The following is a 17,937-nucleotide window of genomic DNA, read 5'->3' as shown; positions in this document are numbered from 1 at the left end:
CAGAAGGTCTTGTACAGAGCTCATTTGGCCGTCGGTTCCGCAACTGCGAGGAACCGGGTTCCTCGGGCAACCAAAGCGGATGCCGGCCGTTATCTCGCCTCTGACGTCCAACAAGGGAGTTCCCCGAATGACGAAGCAGCAGAACCAGAATCCGGGTCAGCAGAGTCAGAACCCCGGCCAGCAGCGCCCAGGTCAGCAGCCGGGCCAGCAGCAGGGCGGCGGTCAGAAACCTGGACAGCAGCAGCAGAACGATCCGATGCGCCAGGGCGATCGCCCCGGCCAGCAGCAGGGCGGCCAGCAGGATAAGTAATTTGGGAGCCCGAGAAAGAAGGGTAGTGAGGAGGCCCCGCCGCAAGGCGGGGTCTTTTTTTGGCAGTTGGTTGCCGCGTCAATGCTGCGCATTGCCCCGGAACGACCGGGGGCAGGGCAGTTAAGGTAAACAAAGGGTTTAAATTGCCGCCACAGTCTGATGCGAGTTAGCTCCCGGCAAAGCCTTCCCAGCGGAAGGCGCGTGGTCGACGAAGCGGGAAGCGGCATGTTCAGGAATTGGCGGATAGGCTCGGTCAACGGCGCGCTGCTGGCGGCCTATTTCATTCCGGCCTGGACCATCGTCGCCTTCAACATCATCGTCGCACCGGTGCATGGCCTCTACGAGCGGCCGAGCGTCGCCGTCGCGCTGTTCCTCAGCGACCATCTCCAGATGGCAGGGATGAGCACGGTGCGCGCGGCCTGGCTGCTTGCGCTGGGCCGGCTCACCGTGGTGGCGTTCTTTGCGATCTATCTGGCTCTGCTCTGCGTCCCCCGGACCCGCAAGTCCGGCAGCAGCGACGAGGCGCTCGGGATCGCGCTGGCGATCGGCAGCCTGATCTCGTTTGCCAGCATGGTGATGGCTTCGAAGGTCGGCGAGATGGCCGCGCTCCGGCTGCACGCCACCGAGCTGCTGCTGCTGCTCGGTGCTGCCATCGTGATCCTGATCGAGCGGCCCGATGCGGCTCCGCAGAGCGTCGAGACCCCTGCCGAGATCCCTGCGTCGCTAGGTCTTGAGCAGGCCGAGCTCCTGCACAATCGCTGAGGCTTCCTTGACGGCGTGGTTCGCCGCCGGCACGCCGCAATAGATCGCCTGCTGCAGCAGGATTTCCTTGATGTCGTCGGGGGTGAAGCCCCCCTCCGCGAGCGCCGCACGCACATGCAGGCGAAACTCGTCCCATTGCCCGAGCGCGACCATGGTGCCGATCACCAGCACACGCCGCGTGCGCTCGTCGAAATGCGGCCGGGTCCAGATTTCACCCCAGGCGTAGCGGGTGATCATGTCCTGGAAGTCGGTGTTGAACGCATTGCGGTTCGCGATCGACTTGTCGACCCAGGCATTGCCCAGCACCTTTCGGCGCACGTTCATGCCGGCATCGCGGCGCTTCTGGTCGTCCATTGTGGTGCCTCCAGTCAATCATTCCGGGGCGATGCGAAGCATCGAACCATGGTGCGCAATTGCGCACCTGAGAATCTCGAGATTCCGGGTTCGCCTCTTCGAGGCGCCCCGGAATGACGGTGACAACAACTAGCGTTGCGTCAAGAACCCCACCACCGCGTCCGTAAACGCGTGCGGCTGCTCGACGTTGGAAATATGCGCGGCGTCGATGATGGTCATGCTTGCGCCCGGAATATTCGAGCGGATCAACTCGCCCGCCGAGATCGGCGTCGCCATGTCGTGACGGCCGGCGATCACCAGCGTTGGGCTCTTGATCTTCGGCAGCAGCGCGCGCTGGTCGAGCGTCGACAGCGCCTCGCAGCAGGCGAGGTAGCCTTCGACGGGGGAGGCGAGCAGCATCGACTTCATCCTCGCGGTGATGTCAGGCTCGCGCTCGCGGAAGTCCTGCGTCAGCCATCCCGCGATCACGGCATCGGCGACCGCGGCGATGCCGCCCTTCTTCACGGCGTCGATGCGCTCCAGCCATTTGGTCGGCTCGGCATAGTAGCAGGAGGTATTGGCGAGGATGAGCTTGCCGAAGCGCTCCGGCGCGTTGGCGCCGAGCCATTGCCCGACCATGCCGCCCATCGACAGGCCGCACCAATGCACCTTCTCGATGTTGAGGTCGTCGAGGATCGCGAGCACGTCGCGGCCGAAGCGCTCCATGGTGTAGGGGCCGGGCGCAACGTTTGACTTGCCGTGGCCGCGGCGGTCGTAGCGGATGACGCGGAACACCTGCGTCAGCGCCTTCATCTGCGGCTCCCACATCTGCAGCGTGCAGCCGAGCGAGTTGGACAGCATCAGCGTCGGCCCGCCGTCGCGGCCCTCGACGGAGACGTTGAGCAGGCAACCGTCGGCATCGATCATGGGCATGCGGCGTCTCCGTCGTGCTTTGCGGTTCTTATTCGCGGTCGAGGCTGTCGAGCAGCCGGTCGATCAAGGCTTGGGAAGCCCCTTGATAGGCCATCGGCTCGAACAATGCCGCAATTTTTTCCGGAGAAAGATGGGCAGTGACCTGCGAATCGGCCGTCAGCACCTCGCGCAAATGTTTCTTCTCGGCGACCGCGCGCTTGCTGGCGGTCTCGATGAGATGATGCGCATCGCTCTTGCCGATCTTGTCGGCCAGCGCGAAGGTGACAGCTTCCGCCATGATCAGGCCGTGCGTCGCATCGAGATTGCTGCGCATGCGCGCGGCGTCGACGTCGAGGCCCTCGGCGATGTCGACGATGGCGGCCAGCGCGCCTGAGGCGACCAGCATCAATTGCGGCAGCGTCGGCCATTCCGCGTGCCAGGGGCCCGCGCTGCGCTCATGATCCTGCACTTGGGCCGCAAATATCGTCGCTGCAAGCTGCGGGGCCATTGTGGCGGCGCCCAGCGCGCTTGCGGCGGCGACCGGGTTGCGCTTGTGCGGCATGGTCGAGGAGCCGCCGCGGCCTTCGCCCGCGGGCTCGAAGGCCTCCGCGACGTCGGTCTGCATCATCAGCGAAACGTCGCGCGCGATCTTGCCGCAGGTTCCAGCCAGAATAGCGAAAGCCGAAGCGGCCTCCGCGATGCGGTCGCGATGGGTGTGCCAGGGCGCTTCCGGTAGCGGCAGGTTCAGCTCCTGCGCCAGCCGCTCGGCCACCGCCAGCCCCTTGTCGCCGAGGGCCGCCAGTGTGCCGGCGGCGCCGCCGAATTGCAGCGCGAGGCCCTCGCGGGAGAGCCGCCGCAGGCGGCAGCGGGCGCGAGCGAGGCCTGCGGCATATTCGGCGGCTTTCAGGCCGAACGGCATCGGTAGCGCGTGCTGCAGCCAGGTCCGTGCCACCATCGCGGTGTTGCGATGGCTGCGCGCCAGCGCGGCGAACCCCTTGATGGCGCGGCTGAGGTCGGCGTCCAGCGCATCGAGGCCGGCGCGAAGCGTGAGCATGGTCGCGGTGTCGATGACATCCTGGCTGGTGGCGCCCCAATGCACGTAGCGCGCGGCCTCGGTGTCGGCCCTGCCGACATTGGCGGTCAGCATCTTGACCAGGGGAATCGCCAGATTGCCCGATCGCGTCGCGGCCTCTGCCAGCGCCGCCATGTCAAAGAAATCGGCCTTGCATGCGGCCTCGATCGAGCCCACCGCAGAGGCCGGAATCACGTCCGTGGCGGCCTCCGCGCGTGCCAGGGCTGCCTCGAAATCGAGCATGTTCTGCAGGGTCGACCGGTCATCGCAGACCGCGCGCATGGCGGCGCTCGACAGCATCGGTGCGAGCAGGGGGGAGAGGGATGTGCTCATATTGCGCGCGACCTAATCATCATGGCCCGGCTGTGCCAATCCCCAACCGCCCGCACACGTCTTTTTGCAGTTGCGAATTTGCATTGCACTTGACCGGGTGTCGCCCTTTCCTTTGCCGCGTGCCTGCGTTACTTGATCAGCACTATAAGTTACGCGATCCGGGAGGCACCCTCATGGCCATGACGATGAACGGCGAAGTCCAGCTTGCGGCGCCGCGCGAGGCCGTGTGGGCCAAGCTCAATGATCCCGAGGTGCTGAAGGCCTGCATCCCCGGCTGCGAGGAGCTCGAGAGGACCGAGGACGGCGGCTTTCGCGCAACGGCGAAAATGAAGGTCGGCCCGGTGTCGGCACGCTTCAAGGGCAAGGTCACGCTCTCCGATCTCGACCCGCCGAACGGCTACAAGATCTCGGGCGAGGGCGAGGGCGGGGTCGCCGGCTTCGCCAAGGGTGGCGCGGTGGTCAAGCTGGCGGAGAAGGACGGCGGCACGCTGCTGTCCTACGATGTCGAGGCGCAGATCGGCGGCAAGTTGGCGCAGCTCGGCCAGCGCCTTATCAACGGCGCCGCCAAGAAACTCGCCGACGAATTTTTCGCGAACTTCGCCAAGGCGGTACAGGGCTGAAGGTCCAATACCTTTAGCATGGCGCCTTCGGCATGGCACCTTGCGTCCCGGGCGATGTTGCCCCGGGGCATAATGGCCCATATGATGGGTTGGAATAATTATAAGAACCGCTTCGACGGGACCCGTCGGGGCGCTGATAGAGAGTGCTTATGGCAAAAATCTCCCTCATCGTGAACGGCAATCCAGTCACCGCCAACGTCGATCCCCGCACCCTCCTGGTGCAGTTTTTGCGCGAGAATCTGCGCCTGACCGGCACCCATGTCGGCTGCGACACCTCGCAGTGCGGCGCCTGCGTCGTGCATGTCGACGGCAAGGCCGTGAAATCCTGCACCACGCTCGCGGTGATGGCCGACGGCCACGAGGTCAAGACGATCGAGGGGCTGGCCGCAGACGGCGCGCCGCTGCATCCGATGCAGGAGGCCTTCCGCGAGCACCATGGCCTGCAATGCGGCTTCTGCACGCCGGGCATGATCATGACCGCGATCGACATCGTGCACCGCAAGGGCAACGAGCTCGACGACCATACGATCCGGGAAGAACTGGAAGGCAATCTCTGCCGCTGCACCGGCTACCAGAACATCGTCGCCTCGATCTCCGCCGGCGCCAAGGCGATGGCGAAATCCGACCTCGCGTAACGCGCATCCCGCGATCAGGACATTCAGATGTACGAATTCAAATATCATCGCCCCGGGACCGTGCGGCAGGCCGCCAACCTCCTGGTGAAGAACGAAGACGCCAAGGTGATCGCTGGCGGCCACACGCTGATTCCCGTCATGAAGCAGCGCCTCGCCAGCCCCCCGCATCTGGTCGACCTCTCCCATATCGAGGGGCTCAATACGATCGAGATGAAGGGCCGTTCGCTGGTGATCGGCGCCACCGCCAAGCACGCCGAGGTCGCGACCTCCGCCATCGTCGGAGAGGCAATCCCGGCGCTCGCGAATCTTGCCGGCGGAATCGGTGATCCCGCCGTACGTCACAAGGGCACGATCGGCGGCTCGCTCGCCAACAACGACCCGACCGCGGACTATCCGGCCGCCGTGCTCGCGCTGGGCGCGACCATCGTCACCAACAAGCGGCGCCTCAAGGCCGAAGAGTATTTCCAGGGCCTGTTCTCGACCGCGCTGGAAGCCGACGAGATCATCACGAAGGTGATGTTCCCGCTGCCGAAGAAGGCGGCCTACGTCAAGTTCCGCAACCAGGCCTCGCGCTATGCGCTGGTTGGCGTGTTCGTGGCGCGGCGTCCGTCCGACGTGCGGGTTGCCGTCACCGGCGCCGGCTCCGAAGGCGTGTTCCGCGTCACTGCGTTCGAGGAAGCCCTGAAGAAGCGCTTCGCCGCGAAGGCGCTTGACGGCATCGAGGTGCCGGCCGAGGGCCTCAACAGCGATATCCACGGCAGCGCCGAATACCGCGCGCATCTCATCGGCGTGCTGACCCGGCGCGCCGTCGACGCCGCCAACGCCAAGGAGTGAGGTGACCTCACGCCTCGGCCCAAACTTGTCCCCGGTGAGGGCGTAGCGAGACTGGCTTTTTCATGACTTCAGCGGCCAATACTTCCGGGGCCAATACTTCAGTTGGGTTGCCGGCATCGGTCGATGCGATGCTCGAGCTCCTGACGTCGCGCGGCTACCTCGCGGAGCGGTCGCTGGCGACGGTGACGTATCTCTCGCTGCGCATGGGCCGGCCGCTGTTCCTGGAAGGCGAGGCCGGCGTCGGCAAGACCGAGATCGCCAAGGTCCTGTCCGCTGCGCTCGGGCGGAAGCTGATCCGCCTGCAGTGCTACGAAGGCCTCGACGTCTCCTCCGCGGTCTACGAGTGGAACAGCGCCGCGCAGATGATCGCGATCCGGATGGCGGAAGCCGCCGGCGACACCGATCGCGACCAGCTCTCGAGCGACATCTTCGCCGACCGCTACATGATCAAGCGGCCGCTGCTCCAGGCGCTGGAGCCCGACGTCGCGGGACCACCGGTGCTGCTGATCGACGAGCTCGATCGCGCCGACGAGGCGTTCGAGGCATACTTGCTCGAAATCCTCAGCGACTTCCAGGTGACGATCCCGGAGTTCGGCACCGTCAAGGCGCCGAGCCCGCCGATCGTCATCATCACCTCCAACCGCACCCGCGAGATCCACGACGCGCTGAAGCGGCGCTGTCTCTATCACTGGGTCGATTATCCCGCCGCGGAGCGCGAGCTCGCGATCGTCAAGACGCGCGTGCCCGGCATCTCCGCCAAGCTGTCGCAGCAGGTCGTGCGCTTCGTGCAGGCTTTGCGCAACCAGGACTTCTACAAGTCGCCGGGCGTCGCCGAGACCATCGACTGGGCCACCGCGCTGTCGGAGTTAGATGCCCGCTCGCTGACCCCGCAAGTGGTCGGCGACACGCTGGGCGCGCTGCTCAAATACCAGGACGACATCACCCGCATGCAGGGCGACACCCTGCAAAAGGTGCTGAAGGACGCGACCAGCGAGAATTGATTTCGAGCCACAATCGAGCTCGTCATTCCGGGCGCGACGAAGTCGCGAGCTATGGTGCGCAGTTGCACACCTGAGAATCCATAACCACGATCGGGAGTATGGATTCCGGGCTCGCGACAAGTGGCGCGTCCCGGAATGACGAGGGGATGGATACGAGACCATGGCCATCAACCACCTGGCGCCCGAGCAGACCGAGCAATTCGCCGACAACATCGTCGGCTTCGCCCGCGCGCTGCGCTCTGCGGGCATACCGGTCGGGCCGGGCGCTGTCATCGACGCCATGAGCGCGCTCCAGGTGATCGACATCGGCAACCGCGCCGATGTCTTCACCGCGCTGGAGGCGATCTTCGTCAAGCGTCATGAGCACGCGCTGATCTTCAAGCAGGCCTTCAACCTGTTCTTCCGCGCCTCGGAAGAGTGGAAGCACATGCTGGATTCGGTGCCGCTGCCTGACGAGGCCAAGAAGAAGCCGCAGGCGGGCTCCCGCCGCGTGCAGGAGGCGATTTCGCAGCCGCGCATGACCGAGACGCCGCAGCACCAGGAGCAGGATCTGCGCCTGTCGGTGTCCGACAGGGAGATCCTTCAGAAGAAGGATTTTGCGCAGATGAGCGCCGCCGAGATCAGCGAGGCGCTGCGTGCGGTCGAGCGAATGCATCTGCCGCAGGCCGAGCTTCTGACGCGCCGGCACCGGCCTGATGCGCGCGGGCTTCGCCTCGACCTGCGCCGCACGCTGCGCGCCTCCTTGCGCACCGGCGGCGACATCATCGACATCCATCGTCTCGGGCGGATCGAGAAGCCGGCGCCGATCGTGGCGCTGCTCGATATCTCGGGCTCGATGAGCGAGTACACCCGCCTGTTCCTGCATTTCCTCCATGCCATCGGCGATGCGCGCAAGCGCGTCTCGGTGTTCCTGTTCGGCACCCGGCTGACCAACGTCACCCGCGCGCTGCGCCAGCGCGATCCCGACGAGGCGCTGGCGAGCTGTTCTGCCTCGGTCGAGGACTGGGCCGGCGGCACGCGGATCTCGGCCTCGCTGCACAACTTCAACAAATTGTGGGCGCGGCGCGTGCTGAGCCAGGGCGCCATCGTGCTCCTGATCTCCGACGGGCTGGAGCGGGAGGCGGATTCCAGGCTCGCCTTCGAGATGGACCGGCTGCACCGCTCGTGCCGGCGGCTGATCTGGCTCAACCCGCTGCTCCGGTTCGGCGGCTTCGAGGCCAAGGCCCAGGGCATCAAAATGATGCTTCCGCACGTTGACGAATTCCGCCCGGTACATAATTTGAGTTCGATCCAGGAGCTGATCACGACGCTCTCCCGGCCGCCGCCGCCGCATCACCGCAGCCTGATCCGCTCCGCAGCTTGAGAGGCACCCCATGCTCGATCGCGACGAGGATATTCTGAAGGCGGCGGAGGACTGGCAGAAGGCCGGCCGTGGCGTCGCGCTCGCCACCGTGGTGGAGACGTGGGGCTCGGCGCCGCGCCCGGCAGGCTCAAGCCTCGTCATCAACGACGAGGGTACGTTCCTGGGGTCGGTTTCCGGCGGCTGCGTCGAGGGCGCCGTCGTCACCGAGGCCATGGACGTGATCCAGAGCGGCAAGCCGAGGATGCTGGAGTTCGGCGTCGCCGACGAGACCGCCTGGAATGTCGGGCTGTCCTGCGGCGGCACCATCCGCGTCTTCGTCGAAAAGGTCGGTTAGCCGTGAAGCTCGAGATCCTGCACGAACTCAACGCCGAGCGCGCCGCGCGCCGGCCGGTGATCCTGGTGACCGACACCGAGAGCGGCGAGCAGCGGCTGGTGAAGGCGAAGGATTTTGCAAAAGATCCCTTGCGCGCCGAACTCGACAAGCAACTCCGCATGGCCAAGAGCGCCAATGTCGAGGCCGGCGGCAAGAAGCTGTTCCTCAACGTCTACGCGCCGACCGCAAAACTCGTCATCGTCGGCGCGGTCCATATCAGCCAGGCCTTGGCGCCGCTGGCGCGCTCGCTCGGCTACGACGTGACCGTCGTGGATCCGCGCACGGCGTTCGCCAGCCCCGAACGCTTTCCCGACGTTCCGCTGGTGGCCGAATGGCCGGACACCGCGCTGCCGCCGCTCAATGTCGATGCCTACACCGCCTTCGTCGCGGTGACGCACGACCCCAAGATCGACGACCCCGCGCTACTGCACGCCTTCGAGCGCGGCTGCTTCTATATCGGCGCGCTCGGCTCGCGGAAGACGCACGCCAAGCGCGGCGACCGGCTGCGGGCGCAGGGCGCCAAGGAAAGCGACATCGCGCGCATTCACGCGCCCATTGGCCTTGCGATCGGCGCGGTCTCCCCGTCCGAGATCGCGGTGTCGATCATGGCGGAGATCACCGCGGTGCTCCGCCTGCCTCCCAAAGAAAAAGAAGAAGCGGCATGAAGTTCGGCCCGGCGAGCCCCAAGGATGCAATCGGCGGGGTGACCGTCCACACCCTGCGCCAGGGACCGCTGGTGCTGAAGAAGGGCACGACGATCGGGCCTGCCGAGGTCGAGCAGCTCACGCGCGCCGGCATCAAGGACATCGTCGTGGTGCGCATGGAGGCGGGCGACGTCTCCGAGGACGTTGCGGCCGCCGGCATCGCGCTGGCCGTCGGCGGCGAGGGCATTCATGTCGAGCGTGCCTTCACCGGCCGTGCCAATCTGTTCGCCGCACGTCCGGGCGTGCTGGTGATCGACCGCGCCGCGGTCGACCGCATCAACAACATCGACGAAGCCATCACCTTTGCGACGCTCACCGCCTACAAGCCGGTGGTCGAGGGCGAGATGGTCGGCACCGTCAAGATCATCCCGTTCGGCGTCGAAGGCAGTTTGCGCGATGCCGCGGTGAAGGCCGCAGGCAAGGACGTGCTGAAGATCGCGCCTTACGTGATCCAGCGCGTCGGCGTGGTCTCGACGCTGCTGCCGGGCCTGTCATCCAAGGTGATCGACAAGACGCTGCGCGTCACGGCCGAGCGGCTCGCACCGGCCGGTGCCAGCATCATCGCCGAGCGGCGGGTCCAGCACGACGAAGCCGCGCTGTCGGCGGCGATCAAGGAATTGCTCGGCCTCGGTGCGGAGCTCGTCATCGTGTTCGGCGCGTCCGCGATCGCCGACCGCCGCGACGTGATTCCGGCGGCCGTCACGGGGATCGGCGGCGAGATCGAGCATTTCGGCATGCCGGTCGACCCCGGCAATCTCTTGCTGATCGCGCGGGCCGGCGACGTTCCGGTGCTGGGCGCACCGGGCTGTGCGCGCTCGCCGGTCGAGAACGGTTTCGACTGGGTCTTGATGCGGCTCCTCGCCGGCATCAAGGTGACGCGCTCGGAGCTGATGGGTATGGGCGTCGGCGGCCTCCTGATGGAGATCGTGACGCGGCCGCAGCCGCGCGCACAGCCCGAGACCGAGGGCAATAGCCAGGTCGCCGCCATCGTGCTCGCGGCGGGCCGTTCGACCCGGATGGGCGGGCCAAACAAGCTTCTCGCCGAACTCGACGGCAAGAAGCTGGTGCGAATCGCGACCGAGCAGGCGCTGGCCTCCAGGGCATCCGAGGTGATCGTGGTCACCGGCCACCAGACCGAGCTGGTCGAGCAGGCGCTGCAGGGCCTGAAGGTGAAGTTCGTCAGGAATCCGGATTTTGCCGGCGGGATCGCCAGCTCGGTCAAGGCCGGCATCGCTGCCGTCCCTGAAGCTTACGACGGCGCCGTGGTGTGCCTGGGCGACATGCCGCTGATCGATGCCGGTCTGATCGATCGTCTCATCGACGGCTTCGCACCGGATCGCGGCAATCTCATCGTCGTGCCCGTGAGCGAGGGCCGCCGCGGCAATCCCGTGCTGTGGTCGCGCCGCTTCTTCAAGGAGCTGATGACGCTCGATGGCGACATCGGCGCGCGCCATCTGATCGCCAAGCACACCGAGGCCGTAGCCGAGGTGCCCGTCGACGGCGAAAGCGCCTTCCTCGATATCGACACGCCGCAGGCGCTGGAAGCTGCGCGAGGCGGATGACGGTGCCGTAGCTGCGTAGGGTGGATTAGCCGAAGGCGTAATCCACCACCTGTGTGTCTGCGCGGATACAAAAGAGGTGGATTGCGCTTCGCTAATCCACCCGTGCGCGCACGATTTCAACCACCCGTTCACCATCTGGAAACGACCGCCGCTTAGAGTCGCCTCCACCTGCCTTGGGGGGAGGGGATTTTCCATGGCTTCGAACGTCGTCGCGCGCCGTTGCGCGATGTTTTGCTTTGTCTTGTCAGTTGCCGTCACGGGCGCCCGCTACATCACCGAAGCCCATGCCGCCGGCGCGATTGCAGTCGGCAAATGCGGCGCTTATGGCCAGGCCTTTGATTACGGCCACGAGCACGAGGCGCGTGCCGCGGCGCAGAAGCAGTGCAAGGGCGATTGCACGACCGTGACGATGAAGCGCGCCTGCGCTGCGATGTCGGTCGATCTCGCCAACCCCTGCGGTGCTTATGGCTATGCCGTCAAGCCGAAGATATCTGCCTCGCTCAACGCCGCCACGCGCGAATGCTACAAATACGGCGGCAAGGAATGCGTAATCCGCGCCTGGGCCTGCGACGCCAAGGGCTGATTTCCTCTTGCTGTCATTCCGGGGCGATGCGTAGCATCGAGCTATGGTGCGCAATTGCGCACCTGAGAATCTCGAGATTCCGGGCTCGGATCGGCCAGCCGATCCTGATCTACGGCGCCGACGGGCCGGCACTATCGCGCGCGCTGGATCGTGCGCTCGCGCGCAACGTCAAGCCGGCGGTCTATACCGAGGACATGTTCAGCACCACGCACGATGCCGCCAATCGCGAGGCGGTGAGGGCCGTGGCGCGCAACGATCTCAACCTCGTCGGCATCGCCATGCGCGCCGAGCGCAAGGTGATCGACAAGATCGTCGACGGCCTGAAGTTCCATAGCTGACACGCCGGCATCGGCGCGGCGTCATCGTGGTGTCATGATGGGGCCGCCTTGCGCAAACTTTGTGCTGTTTGACGCCCATCAAAGGAGCGCGGCGCGGCGTCGGTATTCTGCTCCAAAATGCAGAGGAGCAGACAGATGCCGACCATGAAAGCCGCAGTCGTCAAGCAATTCGGCAAGCCGCTGGTGATCGAGGACGTGCCGGTTCCGCAGCCCGGCCCCGGCGAGATTCTGGTCAAGGTGAAGGCCTGCGGCGTCTGTCACACCGATCTGCATGCAGCCTCCGGCGACTGGCCGGTGAAACCGGTACCGCCCTTCATTCCCGGCCACGAGGCGGCCGGCACCGTCGCCGCGCTCGGGCCCGGCGTGAAGAATCTGAAAGTCGGAGATGCCGTCGGCGTCGCCTGGCTGCACGACGCCTGCATGTCTTGCGAATATTGCGAGACCGGCTGGGAGACCCTGTGCGAGCACCAGCACAATACCGGCTACAGCGTGAACGGCGGCTTCGCAGAATATGTGATCGCCTCGGCCGCCTTCGCCGCAAAGCTGCCGGCGACGGTCGATTTCGCCGCCATCGCGCCGATCCTGTGCGCCGGCGTCACCACCTACAAGGGATTGAAGGAGACGGAGGCCAGGCCCGGCGAGTGGGTGGTGATCTCAGGTGTCGGCGGGCTCGGCCATGTCGCGATTCAGTACGCCAAGGCGATGGGGCTCAAGGTCGCTGCCGTCGATATCGCCGAGGACAAGCTGGAGCTGGCGCGCGAAACCGGCGCCGATCTCGCGGTCAATGCCCTCACTGCTGGTGCGGTGGACCAGGTTCTTGCGGCAACCGGCGGCGGGGCCCACGGCGTGCTGGTGACGGCGGTCTCGACCGCCGCGTTCGCCCAGGCGCTCAAGATGGTGCGCCGGAAGGGCACCGTCAGCCTCGTCGGCCTGCCGCCGGGCGAATTCCCGACGCCGATCTTCGACGTCGTCCTCAAGCGCATCACGGTGCGCGGCTCCATCGTCGGCACGAGGCGCGACCTCGACGAAGCCGTCGCATTCGCCACCGATGGCAAGGTGAAGGCCGAAGTGACGAAGGTGCCGCTCGCGCAGATCAACGATGTCTTCGAGCGGATGAAGGCCGGCAAGATCGACGGTCGCATGGTGCTTGATTTCGGCTAGCGCCTCATCCAGGCGGCATGCCTTCGAACTTTACCAGACTGGGATCGAGGCGATCCCAGTCATGGCCGCGCGCGGCGAAAGTGACCGCCTGCGGCTTGTAGCGGGCAGGCTCGTCGAGGCTCGCGGCGCGGATTGTGAAGACGTCGGGCTGCGCCGCGAAGGTCATGTACACAGGCACGCCGCACTGCGTGCAGAAGCCGCGCGTCTTCACGTTGCCGCTGTCGGCGACCATATCCCAATGCTTCGCCTCGCCGGTTAGCGTGACGCCGGCTCGTGCGAACGTCGCGTATGAGCCATGCGCACTGCCGCTTTCGCGCTGGCAGTCCCGGCACTGGCAGTGATTGCTGAACAGGGGTTCGCCGGCAATCGAATAGCGGATCGCGCCGCAGGGGCAGCCGCCGGTATAGGGCTTGTCCATTGAGGTGCTTCCCTACTTGTCTTCGCCGGAGATGGCATCCAGCCGCTGCAGCACCTTGACCCAGCCGTCGCTCATGTTGCGATAAGCGGTGTCATTCGTCGGCGTCACGAAGCCGGAGTGCACCACGCGCACGCGCGTCCCTGCTTCGACCGGCGTGAGGGACCAGGTGACGACCGTGTCGAGCGCCGAGCCGTAACCGGTGTTACCCTCGTCGCCACCCTTCCAGGCATAGGCGAAGCGTTGGTTCGGCACGACCTCCAGAACGCGGCAATGGATCGTGCCATCCCACGCGCCGGCCGGGTTGGTCTTGAACGTGAAGGTGTTGCCTTCGACGGCCTCGAAACCGGTCGGCGGCATCAGCCAGCGCGCAATCAGCTGTGCGCTGGTCAGCGCCTTCCAGATCGTCGCGACGGCGTGAGGGAAGACCTCGTCGATGACGATGTCCTGGGTCTGGATCTTGGAAGCAACAGCACTCACGGATCGATCTCCTTCAAGAGGTCACGCAGATTCTGGAAGCGCTCGCGCCAGAACACGCCGTAATGGTCCATCCAGGTGACCAGCGGTTCGAGCCCCTGCGGCGCGGCGCGGTAATAGACGTTGCGGCCCTCTGCGCGCTCGGCGACGAGGCCCGCCTGTTTCAACGACTTCAGGTGCTGCGAGATGGCGCCCTGGGTTACGCCGCTGCCGCGCGTCAGCTCGGCGACGGTGATCTCCTTGCTCTCGAACACGCGCTCGAACACCGCCCGGCGCGTCGGGTCGGCGAGGGCGCGCATCACAGTGGTGACGGGGTTTGGAGCGGTTTCGATCATGTCATTCAATTAGCCGACGCTAATTCATTAGTCAATACTAATTTGTTGAGGCTACCCAAAGAGAACAGCCTCAACTTGACTATGACTGACTAGTCAGTCATATATATCCAATGATGAAGAAGTCGACCAAGCTCGCCAACAAGTCGGCACAGGGCGCGGAGCCTGCGTCAGCCCGCCGAGAGGTGCCTGCATCGAACCGTGCTGCGCGCGCGCAGGAGCGGCGCGCGGCGATCGTGGACGCCGCGATGGAGGAGTTCATCGCCCGCGGTTTTGCCGCAACGCGCCTCGACGACATTGCCAAACGGGCCGGCGTCGCCAAGGGCACGATCTACCTTCACTTCAAGGACAAGGAATCGATGTTCGAGGAGCTGGTGCGCGTCGTGATCGTGCCGGTCGTGGCGCGGCTGACCGCACTGCCGCCGCCGACGGGCTCGGTGCGCGACCTCGTCGAGGCTTTTGCCAGCAATTTCCTGAAAGAGGTCATCGGCACCAGGCGGGGTGATCTGGTACGCCTGATTGTGGCGGAGGGCCCGCGCTTTCCGTCCGTCGCCGATTTCTACTACCGCGAGGTCGTCTCGCGCGGGATCGCCGCGATGCGCACGCTGATCGAGCTCGGCATCGCCCGCGGCGAGATCCGGGAGAAGGACCTCGCGCGCTATCCGCAGATCCTGGTCGCGCCCGCGATGATTGCGGTGATCTGGCAAAGCCTGTTTGCGCGGCACGCGCCGCTCGACGCGCAGGACATGCTGCGCGTTCATCTCGATTTGATTTTTGGCGAACGGAGGACGACATGACGTCGTCACGAACCATCTCTCACCTCATCCTAAGGAGCGCGGAACGCGCGTCTCGAAGGATGCAGGCCCGGCTGTGGCTTCTCGCCCTTCGAGACGCCGCTTCGCGGCTCCTCAGGGTGAGGGATCGACAGCCGAATCTGTCGCGCCTCTGTGCGATCGCGGTTCTGGCACTCGCCACCGGTCTGGCCGGGTGCAACGAGAAGCGTGATCCCGGCTTCCAGGGCTGGGTCGAGGCCGACATGATCTTCGTCAGCCCGGACGAAGCGGGGCGGGTGACGAAGCTCAATGTCCGCGAGGGCGACGAGGTCAAGGTCGGCGATGCCCTTTATTCCGTCGACGACGACCTTCAGCTTGCCGATCTCAATCAGCAAAAGGCGACGCTCGCCAACGCGCAACAGACCTATGATCGCGCGGCCTCGCTGAGCAAGACCGGCTCCGGCACGCAGGCCAATCTCGATTCGGCCGTGTCTGCCTTGCGCGTCGCGGAAGCGCGGGTGGCGACGTCGGAGACGCGGATGGCGCGGCGCAAGGGCTTTGCGCCCGTTGCCGGCACCATCCAGCAGATCTATTTCCGCGAGGGCGAGATGGTAGCGGCGCAGCGCCCGGTGCTGTCGATCATGCCGCCCGGCAACATGAAGCTGCGCTTCTTCGTGCCAGAGACCGCGCTGCCGAAGCTTGCGATCGGCGACACGGTGCGGATCGGCTGCGACAATTGCGCGGCCGATCTCACCGCAAAGATCTACTTCATTGCGACCTCGGCCGAATACACCCCGCCTGTCATCTACAGCCTCGATGAGCGCAACAAGCTGGTCTATTTGATCCAGGCCCGGCCGTCGCGCCCCGACGCGCTGCGGGTCGGACAGCCGATCGACGTCTATCTCAATCCGAAGACACCGGTGGCGGACAAGCGATGAATGGCGAGAGCGGCATCGCGATCGACGTCAAGGGCCTGACCAAATCGTTTGGCGGCCGCGAGGTCGTGCACGATCTGTCGATGCAGGTGAAGCGCGGCTCGATCTATGGCTTCCTCGGGCCCAACGGCTCGGGCAAGACCACGACCATCCGTATCCTCTGCGGTCTCCTCACCCCGGATAGCGGCGAGGGCACCTGTCTCGGCTATGACATCCGCCGCGATGCCGAAAAGATCAAGCGCCAGGTCGGCTATATGACCCAGCGCTTCAGCCTTTATCAGGATCTTTCGGTGCGCGAGAATCTCGAATTCGTCGCGCGGCTCTATGGCTTGGCCGACGCGCGCGGGGCAGCGCGCGACATGATCAAGCGGCTCGGGCTCTCGGGACGCGAGGAGCAGCTTGCGGGCGAGCTTTCCGGCGGCTGGAAGCAGCGGCTGGCGCTGGGTGCCTGCACGCTGCCCAGTCCGAAACTGTTGCTGCTGGACGAGCCGACCGCCGGCGTCGATCCCAAGGCGCGGCGTGACTTCTGGAACGAGATCCACGCGCTTGCCGCCGAGGGCCTCACCGTGCTGGTCTCGACCCATTATATGGACGAGGCCGAGCGCTGCCACGAGATCGCCTACATCGCCTACGGCCATCTGCTGGTGCACGGCACCGTGGAGGAGGTGATCGCGAAATCCGCGCTGACGACCTACACCGTGACGGGCGAAGACCTGAACGAGCTCGCGGCCGAGCTCACCGGCAAGCCCGGCGTGGATATGGTGGCGCCGTTCGGCACCTCGCTGCACGTTTCGGGGCGGGACGTTGCCGCGCTCGAAGCCAGCATTGCGCCGTGGCGCGAGCGAAGCGGCCTGCACTGGCAGAAGTCGCATCCCTCACTGGAAGACGTGTTCATCGAACTGATGGGGCGCTCCAAGGACAATTTCCAATGAGTGCCGTCGATCATCCCGCACCACAGCACGAAATCCGCGAGCGCTTCGGCTTCCTGCGGCGCTCCTATGCGATGCTGATCAAGGAGTTTATCCAGCTGAGGCGCGACCGCGTCTCGTTCGCGATGATCGTGATGCTGCCGGTGATGCAGCTGATGCTGTTCGGCTATGCCATCAACACCACGCCGCATCATCTGCCGAGCGCGGTGCTGCTCCAGGAGGACTCCGATCTCGCCCGCTCGATCCTGAAAGCTCTGGAGAACACTGCCTATTTCCGCTTCCTTTACGAGGTGCACGATGTCGAGGATTTCGACAATCTGCTGAAATCCGGCAAGGTGCTGTTCGGTGTCGAGATCCCGCGCGGCTTCGAGCGCGCGGTGCGGCGCGGCGACAGACCGGCGCTGCTGGTTGCGGCCGATGCCACCGACCCGGTGGCGGCGAGCGCGGCGATCGGCTCGCTCGGCATGGTCGTGCAGACCGCGCTCAAGCATGATCTCTACATCGGCGATCCCCCGGAGATGCCGTTCGAGATCCGCGCGCATGCCCGCTATAATCCGGCCGCCGCCTCCAGCCTCAACATCGTGCCGGGCCTGGTCGGCACCATCCTCACCATGACCATGCTGATCTTCACCGCGCTGTCGGTCACGCGCGAGGTCGAGCGCGGCACCATGGAGAGCCTGCTGTCGATGCCGATCAAGCCGGTCGAGGTGATGTTCGGCAAGATCGTGCCTTACGTGCTCGTCGGCTTCGTGCAGGCGTTTCTCATCATCGGCATCGGGGTTGGCCTGTTCGGCGTCCCCGTGCTCGGCAATCTGTTCCTGCTGGCACTGCTCTCGACGCTGTTCATCACCACCAATTTGTCGATCGGCTACACCATCTCGACCGTGGTGCAGAACCAGCTCCAGGCCATGCAGATGTCGATGATGTTCTTCCTGCCGAGCATTCTGCTGTCCGGATTCATGTTTCCCTTCGCGGGCATGCCGACCTGGGCGCAGTACCTCGGCGAATGCCTGCCGCTGACGCATTACCTTCGCATCGTCCGCGCCATCATGCTGAAGGGCGCGACCATGCAGAATCTACATTTCGACGCCCTGGCACTGGCGATCCTGATGGCGCTCGCCATGACCATCGCCGTGACGCGCTTCCGCCGCACGCTGGATTGAGGCACAATACCCCGGAA

Annotated in this window: 22 protein-coding genes and 1 pseudogene; 17 read left to right on the top strand and 6 right to left on the bottom strand. The window is 65.4% G+C overall.

Annotated elements, in window-relative coordinates; all coding sequences use genetic code 11:
• The first annotated feature begins 127 nt into the window (after window positions 1–127).
• Window positions 128–310, top strand: a complete 183-nt coding sequence (locus XI03_RS24490; RefSeq protein ID WP_018316535.1) for a hypothetical protein — start codon at window positions 128–130, stop codon at window positions 308–310.
• A 225-nt stretch (window positions 311–535) separates the two neighbouring features.
• Complete coding sequence (locus XI03_RS24485; RefSeq protein WP_038948021.1) at window positions 536–1,072, top strand: hypothetical protein; 537 nt, start codon at window positions 536–538, stop codon at window positions 1,070–1,072.
• On the opposite strand, the gene XI03_RS24480 is transcribed toward XI03_RS24485, so the two are convergent.
• The 3 genes from XI03_RS24480 to XI03_RS24470 all read right to left on the bottom strand — a co-directional run bounded on the left by XI03_RS24480 (window position 1,034) and on the right by XI03_RS24470 (window position 3,722).
• Entirely contained in the window at window positions 1,034–1,426 is a 393-nt protein-coding gene (locus XI03_RS24480) for a carboxymuconolactone decarboxylase family protein (protein ID WP_028142897.1), read from the bottom strand. The two genes, XI03_RS24485 and XI03_RS24480, sit on opposite strands and share 39 nt — an antisense overlap.
• A gap of 129 nt (window positions 1,427–1,555) precedes the next feature.
• Window positions 1,556–2,338, bottom strand: coding sequence for a 3-oxoadipate enol-lactonase (gene pcaD / locus XI03_RS24475; RefSeq protein WP_028142898.1), 783 nt, complete (start codon window positions 2,336–2,338; stop codon window positions 1,556–1,558).
• A gap of 28 nt (window positions 2,339–2,366) precedes the next feature.
• Window positions 2,367–3,722, bottom strand: a complete 1,356-nt coding sequence (locus XI03_RS24470; protein ID WP_152102731.1) for a 3-carboxy-cis,cis-muconate cycloisomerase — start codon at window positions 3,720–3,722, stop codon at window positions 2,367–2,369.
• Window positions 3,723–3,895: 173 nt separating this feature from the next.
• Between XI03_RS24470 and XI03_RS24465 the strand changes: the two genes are divergently transcribed.
• The 11 genes and pseudogenes from XI03_RS24465 (at window position 3,896) to adhP (ending at window position 12,896) form a co-directional block, all read left to right on the top strand.
• On the top strand, window positions 3,896–4,342 hold the full coding sequence (locus XI03_RS24465; RefSeq protein WP_028142900.1) for an SRPBCC family protein: 447 nt from the start codon (window positions 3,896–3,898) through the stop codon (window positions 4,340–4,342).
• Window positions 4,343–4,491: 149 nt separating this feature from the next.
• Window positions 4,492–4,977, top strand: a complete 486-nt coding sequence (locus XI03_RS24460; RefSeq protein WP_026201687.1) for a (2Fe-2S)-binding protein — start codon at window positions 4,492–4,494, stop codon at window positions 4,975–4,977.
• Window positions 4,978–5,004: 27 nt separating this feature from the next.
• The gene (locus XI03_RS24455) at window positions 5,005–5,811 is read left to right on the top strand and encodes an FAD binding domain-containing protein (protein WP_028142902.1); all 807 of its coding nucleotides are present in this window, start codon (window positions 5,005–5,007) and stop codon (window positions 5,809–5,811) included.
• A 62-nt stretch (window positions 5,812–5,873) separates the two neighbouring features.
• Window positions 5,874–6,812: an AAA family ATPase gene (locus tag XI03_RS24450; protein WP_028142903.1), complete on the top strand. Its 939-nt coding sequence runs from the start codon at window positions 5,874–5,876 to the stop codon at window positions 6,810–6,812.
• Window positions 6,813–6,972: 160 nt separating this feature from the next.
• Window positions 6,973–8,175, top strand: coding sequence for a vWA domain-containing protein (locus XI03_RS24445; RefSeq protein ID WP_271593549.1), 1,203 nt, complete (start codon window positions 6,973–6,975; stop codon window positions 8,173–8,175).
• A gap of 10 nt (window positions 8,176–8,185) precedes the next feature.
• On the top strand, window positions 8,186–8,509 hold the full coding sequence (locus XI03_RS24440; protein ID WP_007602422.1) for an XdhC family protein: 324 nt from the start codon (window positions 8,186–8,188) through the stop codon (window positions 8,507–8,509).
• A 2-nt stretch (window positions 8,510–8,511) separates the two neighbouring features.
• On the top strand, window positions 8,512–9,213 hold the full coding sequence (locus XI03_RS24435; protein ID WP_271593548.1) for an XdhC family protein: 702 nt from the start codon (window positions 8,512–8,514) through the stop codon (window positions 9,211–9,213).
• Window positions 9,210–10,814 carry a molybdopterin-binding/glycosyltransferase family 2 protein gene (locus tag XI03_RS24430; RefSeq protein WP_271593547.1) on the top strand — a complete coding sequence of 535 codons (1,605 nt, stop codon included), beginning with the start codon at window positions 9,210–9,212 and terminating at the stop codon, window positions 10,812–10,814. Before XI03_RS24435 ends, XI03_RS24430 begins: the two co-directional genes overlap by 4 nt.
• A gap of 193 nt (window positions 10,815–11,007) precedes the next feature.
• Entirely contained in the window at window positions 11,008–11,397 is a 390-nt protein-coding gene (locus tag XI03_RS24425; protein ID WP_028142907.1) for a DUF4189 domain-containing protein, read from the top strand.
• Between the two features lie 83 nt (window positions 11,398–11,480).
• Window positions 11,481–11,735: pseudogene (locus XI03_RS24420) on the top strand (DUF2000 family protein); the annotation flags it as partial.
• Between the two features lie 135 nt (window positions 11,736–11,870).
• Window positions 11,871–12,896, top strand: coding sequence for an alcohol dehydrogenase AdhP (gene adhP, locus XI03_RS24415; protein WP_028142909.1), 1,026 nt, complete (start codon window positions 11,871–11,873; stop codon window positions 12,894–12,896).
• A 4-nt stretch (window positions 12,897–12,900) separates the two neighbouring features.
• Here the strand turns inward: adhP and XI03_RS24410 are convergent, their stop codons facing one another.
• Genes XI03_RS24410 through XI03_RS24400 form a run of 3 tightly spaced genes read right to left on the bottom strand, consistent with a single transcriptional unit; the run spans window position 12,901 to window position 14,123 of the window.
• Window positions 12,901–13,314 carry a GFA family protein gene (locus XI03_RS24410; RefSeq protein ID WP_271593546.1) on the bottom strand — a complete coding sequence of 138 codons (414 nt, stop codon included), beginning with the start codon at window positions 13,312–13,314 and terminating at the stop codon, window positions 12,901–12,903.
• A gap of 12 nt (window positions 13,315–13,326) precedes the next feature.
• The gene (locus XI03_RS24405) at window positions 13,327–13,791 is read right to left on the bottom strand and encodes an SRPBCC family protein (RefSeq protein WP_028142911.1); all 465 of its coding nucleotides are present in this window, start codon (window positions 13,789–13,791) and stop codon (window positions 13,327–13,329) included.
• Window positions 13,788–14,123 (bottom strand): ArsR/SmtB family transcription factor, encoded by a 336-nt coding sequence (locus XI03_RS24400; protein ID WP_028142912.1) that lies wholly within the window; start codon window positions 14,121–14,123, stop codon window positions 13,788–13,790. Before XI03_RS24400 ends, XI03_RS24405 begins: the two co-directional genes overlap by 4 nt.
• A gap of 110 nt (window positions 14,124–14,233) precedes the next feature.
• On the opposite strand from XI03_RS24400, the gene XI03_RS24395 reads away from it, so the two are divergent.
• The 4 genes from XI03_RS24395 to XI03_RS24380 are packed head-to-tail and all read left to right on the top strand — an operon-like array spanning window position 14,234 to window position 17,920.
• Window positions 14,234–14,917: a TetR/AcrR family transcriptional regulator gene (locus XI03_RS24395; protein WP_038948011.1), complete on the top strand. Its 684-nt coding sequence runs from the start codon at window positions 14,234–14,236 to the stop codon at window positions 14,915–14,917.
• Entirely contained in the window at window positions 14,914–15,831 is a 918-nt protein-coding gene (locus XI03_RS24390) for an HlyD family secretion protein (protein ID WP_240536402.1), read from the top strand. The genes XI03_RS24395 and XI03_RS24390 overlap by 4 nt, the downstream gene beginning before the upstream one ends.
• Window positions 15,828–16,760, top strand: coding sequence for an ABC transporter ATP-binding protein (locus XI03_RS24385; RefSeq protein ID WP_028142915.1), 933 nt, complete (start codon window positions 15,828–15,830; stop codon window positions 16,758–16,760). Before XI03_RS24390 ends, XI03_RS24385 begins: the two co-directional genes overlap by 4 nt.
• Complete coding sequence (locus XI03_RS24380) at window positions 16,757–17,920, top strand: ABC transporter permease (protein ID WP_038948008.1); 1,164 nt, start codon at window positions 16,757–16,759, stop codon at window positions 17,918–17,920. The genes XI03_RS24385 and XI03_RS24380 overlap by 4 nt, the downstream gene beginning before the upstream one ends.
• Window positions 17,921–17,937: the final 17 nt, after the last annotated feature.

Origin of the sequence: Bradyrhizobium sp. CCBAU 65884 (assembly GCF_028128835.1) — a bacterium.
GTDB classification, from domain to species: domain Bacteria; phylum Pseudomonadota; class Alphaproteobacteria; order Rhizobiales; family Xanthobacteraceae; genus Bradyrhizobium; species Bradyrhizobium ottawaense.
The sequence above is the reverse complement of the archived record's forward strand: the minus strand, read 5'-3'. Positions and strand labels throughout refer to the sequence as shown.